The sequence below is a fragment of the Streptoverticillium reticulum genome, from assembly GCF_047456005.1.
GTDB lineage: Bacteria > Actinomycetota > Actinomycetes > Streptomycetales > Streptomycetaceae > Streptomyces > Streptomyces reticulum.
In genome coordinates, this window is record NZ_CP179755.1 from 6,363,304 (window position 1) to 6,376,374 (window position 13,071).

Here is a 13,071-nt window from a genome sequence, read left to right on the forward strand (position 1 = left end):
ACGTCAGTCTGCCGTGCCCCGGCCCGTCAGCAGCAGAGCGCGGTGCCTACGGGGCGCCTGCGGCGGCGGGCTCCGGGGCGGCTGCCGCCGCCAGGCGGTCGCGGCGTTCCCGGCGGACCAGGATGAACCAGCCGACGGGGACGCCTCCGGCGAACAGCCACCACTGGATGGCGTACGCCAGGTGCGGGCCGATGTCGCTGTGGTCGGGGGCGGCCACGGGCTTGGGCCCGCCCTTGGGGGCCGGGTCGACGACGAGCTCGATGTAGCCGGCCAGCACCGGGCGGTTCATGGCCTTGGACCGCTGCTCGCTGTTGATCAGCATCACCTGGCGGGGCGGCAGGCCCGCGGTGTCCTTGATGCCGCTGGCGGCCGTCGTCTCGTCCTGCTTGAGCCGGCCGGTGACGGTGACCTTGCCGGAGTCGGCGGCGGGGACGTCCGGGTAGCGCATCGGATCGTCGCCGGCCGGGACCCAGCCGCGGTTGACGAGGACGGCCCGGCCGTCCTCCAGCAGCAGCGGGGTGAGGACGAAGTAGCCCTGGTGGCCGTTGTCGTCGGTCCGGCGCCGGACCACGACCTCGTCCTTGGTGTCGTACGTACCGCTCGCGGTGACCCGGCGCCACACGTCGGAGCCGGCCACCTCACGGCCGGGGGCCGTGAGCCCGGTCACGGGCACGGGGTCGGCGGCCAGGCTGCGGGCGATCTGGTTGTTCTGCGCGACCTTGTGCTCGTGACGATGGAGCTGCCAGAAACCCAGCCGCACCATCACCGGGACGAGGACGATCCCCACGAGGGTGAGGATCACCCACTGCCGGGACAACAGGAAGCGGTACACGCCTTCGACGGTACCCGGTGGCTAGGCCCTGCTCTGCGCCGGGGTCACGTGCAGCAGCAGCTGCATGAAGGCGGCCTCGTCGACGACCGGGGTGCCGAAGGAGCGGGCCTTGGCCGTCTTGGAGGTGGGGGAGCCGGGATCGTTGGTGACCAGCAGGCTGGTGAGCCGGGAGACGCTGGTGGCCACGTGCAGCCCGGCGTCCACGGCCCGGTCCTCCAGGAGCTCGCGGTCCACGGAGGTGTCGCCGGAGAACGCCACCCGCATGCCCTGAATGAGCTGTTCGCCCGGTTCGTAACGCCCCGGGTTCGGATACGGGCAGGCCGGGCGCTTGCGGCTGGGCCGCCAGGTCTGCGGCCGGTACCCGTAGGAGGAGGACGGCTGATATCCGATGGTCGCCGACCGGGTGCCCGCCGCCGGGCCGTCCGACCACTCCGTCAGCGGCTGGCAGGCCAGCAGCGGCAGCCGCACCCCCGCCTCGGCCGCCAGGTGCAGGCTGGGCCGGAACGCCTCGGCCAGCACCCGGGCGTCGTCGAGCGCATGGTGGGCGCGCTGCTGCACGACGCCGTAGTGCGCGGCGAGCGACTCCAGCTTGTGGTTGGGCAGCGGCAGCCGCAGCTCCTTGGAGAGCGCGATCGTGCACAGCCGCTGCCGCACGGGGACCTCCGCCCGGGCGCGGGCGTACTCGCGGGAGATCATCGACCAGTCGAAGGCGGCGTTGTGCGCGACGAGGACCCGGCCGGCCAGCCGCTCGGCGAAGGGCTCCGCGATGTCCTTGAACAGCGGTGCGTCCGCGAGGACTTCGGACGTGAGCCCGTGGATCCACACCGGGCCGGGATCGCGCTGCGGGTTGACCAGCGTGTACCACTGGTCCTCGACCTCGCCCCGGGCGTCCAGCTGGTAGACGGCGGCCGACACTATCCGGTCGTCGCGGGCGAGCCCCGTGGTCTCCACGTCGACGACCGCGTATCCCTGCGGATAGGCGGCCGGCCACGGGCTGGGCGGTGCGGCGGCGGATCGGTCTTCGAGCATGGTCACAGAGGATACGGGCCCGCACTGACAACGAGGGATCCGGTCGTCAGGGGGGACATGATCCGGCCACCCGTACGTGGGACGTGCGCCCCGAAGGGGCGCGGGGAACTGCGCGGCCAGCCACGGCGAAACCCGCACCCGACCGACTACCCGGGCAGCAACCCCTCCACCAGCGCCTGCACCGCCACCTCGAACAACCGCTCCGTATCCGGCTGCCGAGCCAGGGCCCGCTCAAGGGCCCGGTCGAGGGGCTGCCCCGAACCCGGTTCCTCGCCCGAGCCCGAAGCGGGCGCCGGCGCCCGTTCCCGGCTCCGCTCCACCAGCACGTGCCCCACCACCTGGAACTGCACGGCCTGCACCGCCTCCGCCGCCCGCGCCCCGCGCAACCCGGCCGCGTGCACCTCGTGCACCAGCGCCCGCTGGGCCGGCAGGAACATCCGCTCCGACAGCCCGCGTTCGTGCACCATCGCGATCAGGTGCGGCCGGGCGAGCAGCTCCCGGCGCAGCGCCCGTGCGATGGAGACGATGCGCGTCCGCGGGGTCCGCCCGGCCGGCCGGATCGCGGCGAACTCGTGCAGCGTCCGCTCGACGAGGGCGTCCACGAGCGCCTCGCGCCTGCCGACGTGCCAGTAGATCGACGTGACGGCCGTGCCCAGCTCGGCGGCCAGGGCGCGCATCGTCAGCGCCCGCGGGCCGCGCTCCCGCACCAGCCGCGCCGCGGTCCCCAGCACCTGCTCGCGGGTGAGCTTCTGCGTCATATGCCCCCCAACTCCCGTCCGTGCAGGGGCCTTTACCCGGCGGCGCCCGCGCTGTAACCCTGTTACAGATCTGCTGACGCACCTGCTCCTCAGACCGAGAGGCGGCACGGCATGGCACGCATCCGCTACGGCCCCCGCAGCGACACGGAGATCAAAGCGGCCCGCGAGGCGGCGGCGCGGCTGCCCGACATCTGGTCCACGGGGGTCACCGCCCTGTGGGAGACCGACCCGGACGCGGTCGCGGCCGTCCTGCCGCCCCCGCTCGAACCGCCGGCCCGCCCGCTGGTCCGGGCCGCCGTCAGCACCGTCGCCCTGCGCGGCTACCCCCTGGGCGCCGGCTCGGTGGCGGTCGCCGCGCGGCACGACGGGCGCGACGGCTGGTATCCGCTGGTGATGCCGATGACGCACGAGCGCGCCCTGACCGGCGGGCGCGAGGTGTTCGGCGAGCCGAAGAAGCTGGGCGAGGTCGTGATCGAGCGCGAGGGCGCGACGCTCCGCGCCCGCCTCTCCCGGCACGGCATCGACTTCCTCGCCGTGCGCGGCACGGTCTCCGGCGCCCTGCCGCTGCCGCCGGAGAGCGAGCGGCTGGACTTCTACTTCAAGTTCCTGCCGGGCGTGGACGGCACCGGCTTCGACGCCGCCCCCGTCCTGGTGCACTGCACCCGCACGGAGCGGGTGCGCAGGCTGGAGGCGGTCACCGGCGAGGTGGTGCTGCGCGAGTCGGCGTACGACCCGGTCGCCGACCTGCCCGTGCTGCGCCCGGCGGGGATCACGTTCGGGGAGCGGGCCGGCACCCAGCACGGCCGCGTCGTCGCCCGCGTCCCCGCGGAGGCCCTGCTGCCGTACATCCACCAGCGCTACGACGACGCGCACCAGATCCTCGACGGCCCCCCGGAAGGGAGTACGCAATGAGCGGCGACCCGTACCTGATCATCTCCTCCGACTGCCACGCCGGACTCCCCACCGAGGAGTACCGCCCGTACCTGGAACGGCGCTTCCACCGCGCCTTCGACGACTTCCTCGCCCAGCGCACCGCGCGCCGGGAGGAGATGACGCGCCTGGGCGTGCGCAACGAGACCTTCGCCGCCCGGTGGTTCGAGGAGCACGAGGAGGGGCTGCGCGGCGGCTGGGACGCGGCGCAGCGGATCAAGGAGCTCGACGGCGACGGGGTGGCGGCCGAGGTCGTCTTCCCCGACGCGGACGCCGTGGACAGCCGCACCGCCGCGCCCTTCGGCGTCGGCCTCGGCCTGTCCGGCGACCACGACCCCGAACTCGGCATGGCGGGCGCCCGCGCCCACAACCGCTGGCTCGCCGAGTTCTGCTCCGCGCACCCCGAACGGCACTGCGGCGTCGCCCTGTTGCCCGTCACCGCCCCCGTGGGGCGCGTCGTCGAGGAGATCGGCCGGGCGAAGGAGTCCGGGCTGGGCGCGCTGATGATCCCGGCGATGTGGGGGGAGGGGAAGCCGTACCACGACCGGAGTTACGACCCCGTCTGGGCGGCGGCCGCCGCGGCCGGGATGCCCGTGCTCACCCACTCCGGGGCCACGCCCCGCCACGAGTACGGCGACCATCTCGGGATCTTCGTCACCGAGGTGACCTGGTGGCCCGCGCGCCCGCTGTGGTTCCTGCTGTGGTCCGGCGTCTTCGAGCGCCACCCGCACCTGCGCTTCGGCATCGCCGAGTCCGGCTGCTGGTGGCTGCCCAACCTGCTGTGGTTCATGGACCGCCTCTACTTCGGCGCCCACGGCGGCAAGAAGCTCTCGCCCTTCGCCGGGCTGACCCGCCCGCCCCACGAGTACCTCGACCGCAACGTCTTCGTCTGCGCCACCAACACCAAGCGCCGCGAGCTCGCCCAGCGCTACGAGATCGGCGTCGGCAACATCCTGTGGGGCTCCGACTTCCCCCACCCCGAGGGCACCTGGCCCGACACTCGCGCCTGGCTGCGCACCACCTTCCACGACATCCCCGTCGCCGAGACCCGCCGGATGCTCGGCCTGTCCGCCGCCGAGGCGTTCGGCTTCGACGCCCGCGCCCTCGCCCCGCTCGCCGCCCGCATCGGCCCCACCCCGGACGACCTGGGCCAGCCCGCCGACCAGCGGGCCGTCGAGGCCTCCTGGGCCCGGTCCCGGGAGACCGGCCGGCACTGGCTGACCGGCGAGGACTTCCCGCGCACCGGGGTGAACGATGCCTGACCGCCACACCGTCGTCTCGGCCGACTGCCACGCCGGCGCCGATCTCCTCGACTACCGGCCGTACTTGGAGCGCCGGCACCACGGGGCCTTCGACGCCTGGGCGGCCGCGTACGTCAACCCGCACGAGGACCTGCTCGCCGACGCCGCCGAACGCAACTGGAACTCCGGCCTCCGGCTCGCCGAGCTGGAGGCCGACGGCATCGTCGCCGAAGTCGTCTTCCCCAACACCATCCCGCCCTTCTTCCCCAGCGCCTCCCTCGTCGCCCCCGCTCCCACCCGCGAGGAGTACGAGCTCCGCTGGGCCGGCCTGCGCGCCCACAACCGCTGGCTCGCCGACTTCTGCGCCGCGGCCCCCGGCCGCCGCGCGGGCGTCGCGCAGATCCTCCTGAACGACGTGGACGAGGCCGTGCGCGAAGTGCGCCGCACCAAGGAGGCCGGACTCACCGGCGGCGTCCTGCTGCCCGGCACCCCGCCCGGCTCGGGCCTGCCCGAACTCCACTCCGCCTGCTACGACCCGCTCTGGGCCGTCTGCGCCGAACTCGGCGTCCCCGTCAACCACCACGCCGGCTCCGCCTCGCCGCCGCTCGGCGAGGACCCGGCGGCCCGCGCGGTGTTCATGGTGGAGACCACCTGGTTCTCCCACCGTGCCCTGTGGCACCTGATCCTCGGCGGAGCCTTCGACCGCCACCCGGACCTGCGGCTCGTCCTCACCGAACAGGGCACGGCCTGGATCCCGGGCGTCCTGGACACTCTCGACCACTACTACGCCCGCCTGGTCTCCGGCGACGGCCGCACGGACACCGCCGAGGCCAAGTTCGGTGCCGGGCTGGCCACTTCGGTGCGCCGCCGCCCGAGCGCGTACTGGCACGCCAACTGCGCGGCGGGCGCCAGCTTCATGCGCCCGCACGAGGTGCCGCTGCGCCACCGCATCGGCATCGACAAGATCATGTGGGGCAGCGACTACCCGCACGACGAGGGCACCCACCCCCACTCCCGCGAGGCCCTGCGCCTGGCCTACGCGGGGCTGCCCGCCGAGGAGACCGCCGCCATGCTCGGCGGCAACGCCGCCCGCGTGTACGGCTTCGACCTCGCCTTCCTCGCTACGATCGCCGCCCGCGTGGGCCCGGAGGCGGCGGAGATCGCCGAGCCCCTGGAGGCCGTACCGCCGGACGCCACCAGCCCCGTCTTCGTCCGCGACGCACCGGTGCGGGCGTGGTGACTCTCCGGTGACCTTGGAACCCCAGGTAACCCCAGGCGAGTACCCGACGGTAACAACCCCTAGCCGCGGCCGGGTTGCCGCGTTTATGGTGCCGCCATGCCGCACCTTCCGGATGTCGTGTTGTGGTCCGTACCGGCCTTCGCCGTGCTCACCGTGCTGGAGCTGGTGAGCTACCGGCTGCACCCCGACGAGGAATCCGAGGGGTACGAGACCCGGGACGCGGCGACCAGCATCGGCATGGGGCTGGGCAGCCTGGTCTTCGACGCGCTGTGGAAGATACCGATCGTGGCGGTCTACGCCGCGCTCTACGCACTCACGCCCCTGCGCGTGCCCGTGCTGTGGTGGACGCTGCCGCTGATGCTGCTCGCCCAGGACTTCTTCTACTACTGGTCCCACCGCGGCCACCACGTCGTCAGGATCCTGTGGGCCTGCCACGTGGTGCACCACTCCAGCCGCAAGTTCAACTTCACCACCGCGCTGCGCCAGCCCTGGACCACCTGGACCGTCTGGCCGTTCTACGTCCCGATGATCCTGGCCGGCGTGCACCCGGCGGCGGTGGCCTTCTGCTCGGGGACGAACCTCGTCTACCAGTTCTGGGTGCACACCGAGCGCGTCCGCCGGCTGCCCCGGCCGCTGGAGTACGTCCTCAACACCCCCTCCCATCACCGGGTGCACCACGCATCGCAGGGCGGATACCTGGACCGCAACTTCGGCGGCATCCTGATCGTCTGGGACCGGATGTTCGGCTCGTTCGTCCCGGAGGGCGAACGCCCGGTCTACGGACTGACGAAGAACATCGACACCTTCAACCCGCTGCGCGTGGCCACCCACGAGTACGCGGCCATCGCCCGCGACATCCGTGCCGCGCACAGCTGGCGGGAACGGGCCGGGCGGGTCTTCCGCGGGCCGGGGTGGCAGCCGGGCCCCGCGGCCGTGAAACCGGCACGCCGGCGCAGGGCCCCGGAGCGGGTCGCATGAGAGCGTTCGCCGCGGCCGCAGGCGTCCACCTCGGCGCACTGCTGACCGGCCGGACGCGTATCGAACGGGCCACCAAGCCGGTGCTGATGCCGCTGCTCGCCGAGTACGTGCTGCTGCGCGGCGGCCCCCGTCCGCTCGCGCTGGCGCTGCTCTTCGGGTGTGCGGGGGACACGCTGCTGCAGGCCGGCGGGGACGTGCCGTTCCTGCTCGGCATGGGCGCGTTCGCCGCCGGACACCTGTGCTACCTCGCCCAGTTCGCGAAGCACGGCAGACCGAGCCGCCGCCTGACCGCCGTCTACGGCACGGCGTGGGCAGGCACGCTGGCCCTGCTATGGCCGGGCCTGGACGCGGAACTCCGTGTTCCGGTGGCGCTCTACAGCCTGTTGCTGACGACGATGGCGCTGGGCGCGACGCGCGCCGGGGTGCGGCCGGCAGTGGGCGGCGCGCTGTTCCTCCTGTCGGACACGCTCATCGCGAGTCGGCCGCAACAGCAGTTCTGGATCATGCTCACGTACCTGACGGCCCAATACCTGCTGGCAGAAGGCGTGTTGCACGCTACGGAAACCCGCGCCCCGTAAGGGGCGCGGGGAACTGCGCGATCAGCCACAACGAACCCGCAGCCGAAAAGACCGCTCAGTCGTCGTCGGAGTCCTGCACCGCAGCCAACGCATCGACGATGCCGTACCCGTAGAAGCTGTTGACGTGCTGCGTACCGGTACATGCGGCATCGGCGGGAGCCACCGGGCACCCCGGATTGCTCGCCTGCGCCCGCAAGAGCCACCGCAGCTCTTGCGGACTGGCGTCGGGGTGCGCGCTCTTCAACAGCGCCGCCACACCGGCCACATGCGGACTCGCCATCGACGTGCCCTGCAGATAGCCGTAGTCGCCGCCGGGCAGCGTGGAGAGGATGCGGCCGTCCTTGGCGGGCAGGTCGGGCACCTGGCGGTTGTCGCCGCCGGGGGCGGCCACGTCGATGCGGCCGAGGCCGTAGTTGGAGTAGAACGACTTCAGCGACTTCACGCCGGTCGCGGAGACGGCGACCACGCCGGGCAGTTCCGCAGGGATGTCCAGGCACTTGGCCGGGTCGATCGTGCGGTTCTTCGGCGTGGTGTCGTTGGGGCTGGAGGCGTCGGGAAGCTGCTTGGCCGACAGGTCCATGCTCGAGTTGCCGGCCGCGGCGATGTTGAGCGTGCCCCTGCGCTGGGCGTACGAGGCCGCCCGGCCGACCGCGTCGGCTATCGCCTTCTGGTCGGGGTCGTCGGAGCAGTTGAACAGCCACGGGTCGACGTAGTAGCTGTTGTTCGTCACGGCTATGTGGTGGTCGGCGGCGAAGACGAACGCGCAGACGACGCTCTCGGCGTAGAAGAAGGCGCCCTTCGCGGTCGAGACCTTGATGGCCGAGACCTTCGCCTCCGGGGCCACCCCGGCGATGCCGGTGCCGTTGCGGGCGGCCGCGATCGTGCCGGCCACGTGCGTGCCGTGGTAGTCCTGCGCGGGGTCGAAGGGGCGCCAGGCGCCGGGGCTGGTGTCGGCCTTGCCGGTGACACAGCTCGCGGACTGGCTGCGGGAGAAGTTCGGGGCGAGGTCCGGGTGGGTGTCGTCCACACCGGTGTCGATGACGCCGACCGTGACGTCCCTGCTGCCCGGGTTCACCTTCGCGGCCTGGTCGGCCTTGATGGCGCGGAGGTCCCACTGCAGGCCCTCCAGCGGCTCCTGGCCGGGCTCGGCCGAGCGGGCGGCGGCCAGCGCGGCGGGACCGGACAGCTTGAGCTTCTCGGGCTTGCCGACGTCCGTGGTGGCCGCGGGCGTGATCGGCGCGGTGCGGGTGGCGCCGGCCGACTGCACCCCGGGCACCGCGCGCAGGGCCGCGCCGAAGCCCGGGTTCGCGGAGTGGGCGACGACGACGCCTATCTGCTCGTAGGCGACCACGACGGTGCCACGCGCCTCGGTGATCGCCTTCTTCACCCGGGCGAGCGTGCCCCGCTCCCGGTCGGTGTTGACCACGTACGACAGCAGCGGGCCGTCCTCAGCGGCCGCTGCCTTCGCCGCGCCGGGGCCCTGCGGCGCGGCCGAGGCGGCGGCGGGCAGCAGGCCGAGGGAGGCGGTGAGCGCAAGTCCGACGGGCACGGCCAGCAGGGCGTGCCGACGTCTGGAACGCAGACGATCCATGGGGTCTCCACATCATCCGGAAAACGCACGGGCGAGTGAAACTAGCGCCGTTCACCGGAATCGGGCAATGAATTCCCCAAGAAAGCTTCTCAGGAGGGCACTTCGGGCCGGCGCAGGGCGTCGATGCTCAGCGGCTGCAGCGGGATCCTGGGCCCGTACCAGCGGCCCGCCGCGAGCAGGGCCGCCGGGCGCCCCGTGCGCTCGGCGATGACGGGCGCCGTCAACCTGACGACCCCGAACGGTCGTCGGCCGGGGGACGGCGGTGAAAGCGGTGGCTCGATGCTCACACCAGGTCAACGAGGCCGCGGTCGGGCGGTAGTGCACCTCGGGCCCGAGCTGCGTCATTCGGAGAACCGCTTTCTGTCGCATACTGCGGTGTCCCTCTACGCGCGTGACCTGCGTCACAGATGCGGTTCGCGCCACCGCACGCACCCGTACAGGAGAGGCAGTGGACTCAGAAGAAGCCGTCGACGCGGCATCGACCACCCCCAAGAGGCCGCCCGAGTCACAGGAGGAGGCCAAGCCCAAGAGCAAGGTACAGGGCGAGGCCGCCCGCCCCGCCATCCCCGCCCAGGCCGAACGCTTCACCCAGGTGCAGGAGAGCCCCGAGTTCGGCGAACTGCGCCGGGCCCACCGCTCCTTCGCCTTCCCGCTCACCCTGGCCTTCGTCGCCTGGTACCTGCTGTACGTCCTGCTGTCCAACTATGCGGGCGGCTTCATGGGCACCCGTGTCGCGGGCAACGTCAACGTCGCCCTCGTCCTCGGCCTGGCCCAGTTCCTGACCACGTTCCTCATCGCCTGGTGGTACTCGCGGCACGCCGCCGCGCAGCTCGACCCCAGGGCGGAGGCCCTCAAGGCCCAGCTGGAGGCCGGGGAATGAACATCGCAGCACACCCCTTCCTGGCCGCCGGCGGTGCGGGCGAACACCGCACCCTGATCATCACCTTGTTCTCGGTCTTCGTCGCCATCACCCTCGGCATCACCGTCTGGGCCGGGCGGCAGACCAAGGACGCCACCGACTTCTACGCCGGAGGCCGCTCGTTCTCCGGCTTCCAGAACGGCCTGGCCATCTCCGGCGACTACATGTCCGCCGCGTCCTTCCTGGGCATCGCGGGCGCCATCGCGCTCTTCGGCTACGACGGCTTCCTCTACTCCATCGGCTTCCTCGTCGCCTGGCTGGTCGCCCTGCTGCTCGTCGCCGAACCCCTGCGCAACTCCGGCCGCTTCACCATGGCGGACGTCCTCGCCCACCGCCTGCAGCAGCGGCCGGTGCGGACCGCGGCCGGCACGTCCACCATCGTCGTCTCGATCTTCTACCTGCTGGCGCAGATGGTCGGCGCCGGCGCGCTCGTCGCCCTGCTGCTCGGCGCGAGCGGCGAGTCCTCCCGGCGCTGGATCATCGTCCTGGTCGGCCTGGTGATGGTGCTGTACGTGACCATCGGCGGGATGAAGGGCACCACCTGGGTGCAGATCGTCAAGGCCGTGCTGCTCATCGCCGGCACCCTGCTGATCACCGTCCTGGTGCTGAACAAGTTCGGCTGGAGCCTCTCCGGCCTGCTCGGCCACGCCGCCGACAAGAGCGGCAAGGGCAGGGCCTTCCTGGAGCCCGGGCTGCAGTACGGCAAGGACAGCACCTCCAAGCTCAACTTCGTCTCGCTCGGCCTGGCGCTCGTCCTCGGCACGGCCGGCCTGCCGCACATCCTGATCCGCTTCTACACCGTGCCGACCGCCAAGGCCGCCCGGACGTCCGTGAACTGGGCCATCGGCATCATCGGCGCCTTCTACCTGATGACCATCGCGCTGGGCTTCGGCGCCGCGGCCCTGGTCGGGCCCAAGGCGATCATCGCGTCGAACGAGTCCGGCAACACCGCGGCCCCGCTGCTCGCCCAGGAGGTCGGCGGCGGAGCGGGCTCCACGGGCGGGGCCGTGCTCCTCGCGGTGATCTCGGCCGTGGCCTTCGCGACGATCCTCGCCGTGGTCGCGGGCCTCACCCTCGCCTCCTCCGCGTCCTTCGCCCACGACCTGTGGGCCAATGTGATCAAGAAGGGCGGCACGACCGAGAAGGAGGAGGTCCTCACCGCCAAGATCGCGGCCGTCGTCATCGGCGTGGTCTCCATCGCGCTGGGCATCTTCGCCCACCGCCTCAACGCCGCCGCCCTGGTGGCCCTCGCCTTCGCCGTGGCCGCCTCGGCCAACCTCCCGACCATCCTCTACAGCCTCTTCTGGAAGCGCTTCACCACCCGTGGCGCGCTGTGGTCGATCTACGGCGGCCTGATCTCGTCCGTCACCCTGGTGATCCTCTCGCCGGTGGTCTCCGGCAACCCCAAGGCGCTCTTCCCCGGAATGAGCTTCGACTGGTTCCCGCTGGGCAACCCCGGTCTGGTCTCCATCCCGCTGGGCTTCGTCCTCGGCTGGCTCGGCTCGGTGCTGTCCGCCGAGGAGCCGGTGGCCAGGAAGTACGCGGAGCTCGAGGTCCGCGCCCTCACCGGATACGGGGCCCACTGAGGCCCTCCCCGCAGCCCGGGGGCTTCTTCGACGAAGTGTTGAAGCCTCCGGGCATCGCGTACGCTGCGAAACGAGTGAACGAACGAGCGTTCCAGTTCCGCGAGGGGGCCCCACCGTGCTCATCGACACCTACGGCCGGGTCGCCACGGACCTCCGCGTCTCCCTCACCGACCGCTGCAACCTCCGCTGCACCTACTGCATGCCCGAAGAGGGCCTCCAGTGGCTCGCCAAGCCGGAGTTGCTGACGGACGACGAGATCGTCCGCCTCGTCCGGGTCGCGGTCACCTTGCTCGGCGTCACCGAGGTCCGCTTCACGGGCGGCGAGCCGCTGCTGCGCCCCGGCCTCGTCTCCGTCGTCGAGCGCTGCGCCGCCCTGGAGCCGCGCCCGCGCCTCTCGCTGACCACCAACGGCATCGGCCTGGCCCGCACGGCACAGGCGCTGCAGGCCGCCGGCCTGGACCGCGTCAACGTCTCCCTGGACACCCTGCGCCCCGAGGTCTTCGCGGCCCTCACCCGGCGCCGCCGCCACCAGGACGTCCTCGACGGCCTGGCCGCGGCCCGTGCCGCCGGACTCGCGCCCGTCAAGGTCAACTCCGTGCTGATGCCCGGGCACAACGCGGACGAGGCGCCCGACCTGCTGGCCTGGGCCGTGGCGAACGACTACGAGCTGCGCTTCATCGAGCAGATGCCGCTCGACGCGCAGCACGGCTGGCGCCGGGACGGAATGATCACCGCCGAGCAGATCCTGGAGAGCCTGCGCACGCGCTTCACCCTCACCCCGGAAGGGGCGGCGGAGCGGGGCTCGGCCCCCGCCGAACGCTGGCTCGTCGACGGCGGCCCGGCCCGGGTGGGCGTCATCGCCTCCGTCACCCGCCCCTTCTGCCGGGCCTGCGACCGCACCCGCCTGACGGCGGACGGCCAGGTGCGCACGTGCCTGTTCGCGACGGAGGAGACGGACCTGCGCGGCGCGCTGCGGGACGGGGCGTCCGACGAGGAACTGGCGCACCTGTGGCGCGCGGCGATGCGGGGCAAGAAGGCGGGGTCGGGGCTGGACGCCCCGGAGTTCCTTCAGCCGGCCCGGCCGATGTCGGCGATCGGCGGCTAGCCCCTTACAGGGCGTCGCGCCCCTCCCACTCCTCCAGCGTCACCACTTCCTTCAGAAACCCCCGCAACGCAAGGAAGTTGGACAGATGATCCCGATGCTCGCCGCAGGCGAGCCACGTCTTGCGGCGATCGGGGGTGTGCAACTTCGGGTTGTTCCAGGCGAGTACCCACACGGCCGCCGCGCGGCAGCCCTTCGCGGAACAGATCACGGAATTTTCGGGGGAGTTCACACCCGAACCCTACGGGAGGCGCCCGCAGACACGGCGACGCCGGGCAGCCACGGGG

General features: G+C 72.4%; 14 protein-coding genes. 8 read left to right on the forward strand and 6 right to left on the reverse strand.

The features are described 5' to 3' along the window. Positions 1 to 46 precede the first annotated feature (46 nt). From ACMATS_RS29310 to ACMATS_RS29320, 3 genes are all read right to left on the reverse strand, one after another. Complete coding sequence (locus tag ACMATS_RS29310; protein ID WP_414169600.1) at positions 47 to 832, reverse strand: SURF1 family protein; 786 nt, start codon at positions 830 to 832, stop codon at positions 47 to 49. Positions 833 to 853: 21 nt separating this feature from the next. Beyond that, positions 854 to 1,861, reverse strand: a complete 1,008-nt coding sequence (locus ACMATS_RS29315) for a DEDDh family exonuclease (protein WP_414169601.1) — start codon at positions 1,859 to 1,861, stop codon at positions 854 to 856. Positions 1,862 to 2,007: 146 nt separating this feature from the next. Then, the gene (locus tag ACMATS_RS29320; RefSeq protein WP_414169602.1) at positions 2,008 to 2,619 is read right to left on the reverse strand and encodes a TetR/AcrR family transcriptional regulator; all 612 of its coding nucleotides are present in this window, start codon (positions 2,617 to 2,619) and stop codon (positions 2,008 to 2,010) included. A 111-nt stretch (positions 2,620 to 2,730) separates the two neighbouring features. On the opposite strand from ACMATS_RS29320, the gene ACMATS_RS29325 reads away from it, so the two are divergent. The 5 genes from ACMATS_RS29325 to ACMATS_RS29345 all read left to right on the forward strand — a co-directional run bounded on the left by ACMATS_RS29325 (position 2,731) and on the right by ACMATS_RS29345 (position 7,586). Then, positions 2,731 to 3,531, forward strand: coding sequence for an acetoacetate decarboxylase family protein (locus tag ACMATS_RS29325; protein WP_414169603.1), 801 nt, complete (start codon positions 2,731 to 2,733; stop codon positions 3,529 to 3,531). After that, on the forward strand, positions 3,528 to 4,811 hold the full coding sequence (locus ACMATS_RS29330) for an amidohydrolase family protein (RefSeq protein ID WP_414169604.1): 1,284 nt from the start codon (positions 3,528 to 3,530) through the stop codon (positions 4,809 to 4,811). The genes ACMATS_RS29325 and ACMATS_RS29330 overlap by 4 nt, the downstream gene beginning before the upstream one ends. Beyond that, positions 4,804 to 6,030, forward strand: a complete 1,227-nt coding sequence (locus ACMATS_RS29335; RefSeq protein WP_414169605.1) for an amidohydrolase family protein — start codon at positions 4,804 to 4,806, stop codon at positions 6,028 to 6,030. Before ACMATS_RS29330 ends, ACMATS_RS29335 begins: the two co-directional genes overlap by 8 nt. A 96-nt stretch (positions 6,031 to 6,126) precedes the next feature. Further along, complete coding sequence (locus tag ACMATS_RS29340) at positions 6,127 to 7,008, forward strand: sterol desaturase family protein (RefSeq protein ID WP_391155511.1); 882 nt, start codon at positions 6,127 to 6,129, stop codon at positions 7,006 to 7,008. Continuing rightward, positions 7,005 to 7,586: a lysoplasmalogenase gene (locus tag ACMATS_RS29345; protein ID WP_390777442.1), complete on the forward strand. Its 582-nt coding sequence runs from the start codon at positions 7,005 to 7,007 to the stop codon at positions 7,584 to 7,586. Before ACMATS_RS29340 ends, ACMATS_RS29345 begins: the two co-directional genes overlap by 4 nt. Positions 7,587 to 7,641: 55 nt before the next feature. Here the strand turns inward: ACMATS_RS29345 and ACMATS_RS29350 are convergent, their stop codons facing one another. After that, positions 7,642 to 9,177, reverse strand: coding sequence for a S8 family peptidase (locus ACMATS_RS29350; protein ID WP_414169606.1), 1,536 nt, complete (start codon positions 9,175 to 9,177; stop codon positions 7,642 to 7,644). 89 nt (positions 9,178 to 9,266) lie between these two features. Next, on the reverse strand, positions 9,267 to 9,401 hold the full coding sequence (locus tag ACMATS_RS29355; RefSeq protein WP_391155517.1) for a hypothetical protein: 135 nt from the start codon (positions 9,399 to 9,401) through the stop codon (positions 9,267 to 9,269). Between the two features lie 338 nt (positions 9,402 to 9,739). On the opposite strand from ACMATS_RS29355, the gene ACMATS_RS29360 reads away from it, so the two are divergent. From ACMATS_RS29360 to moaA, 3 genes are all read left to right on the forward strand, one after another. Continuing rightward, positions 9,740 to 10,057 carry a DUF485 domain-containing protein gene (locus ACMATS_RS29360; protein WP_390777945.1) on the forward strand — a complete coding sequence of 106 codons (318 nt, stop codon included), beginning with the start codon at positions 9,740 to 9,742 and terminating at the stop codon, positions 10,055 to 10,057. Further along, positions 10,054 to 11,682, forward strand: a complete 1,629-nt coding sequence (locus ACMATS_RS29365; RefSeq protein WP_390777439.1) for a cation acetate symporter — start codon at positions 10,054 to 10,056, stop codon at positions 11,680 to 11,682. The genes ACMATS_RS29360 and ACMATS_RS29365 overlap by 4 nt, the downstream gene beginning before the upstream one ends. A 115-nt stretch (positions 11,683 to 11,797) precedes the next feature. Further along, positions 11,798 to 12,787, forward strand: coding sequence for a GTP 3',8-cyclase MoaA (gene moaA / locus ACMATS_RS29370; protein ID WP_390777438.1), 990 nt, complete (start codon positions 11,798 to 11,800; stop codon positions 12,785 to 12,787). Positions 12,788 to 12,791: 4 nt separating this feature from the next. Here moaA and ACMATS_RS29375 read toward each other — a convergent pair whose 3' ends face one another. Beyond that, positions 12,792 to 13,016, reverse strand: coding sequence for a hypothetical protein (locus tag ACMATS_RS29375; RefSeq protein WP_414169607.1), 225 nt, complete (start codon positions 13,014 to 13,016; stop codon positions 12,792 to 12,794). Positions 13,017 to 13,071: the final 55 nt, after the last annotated feature.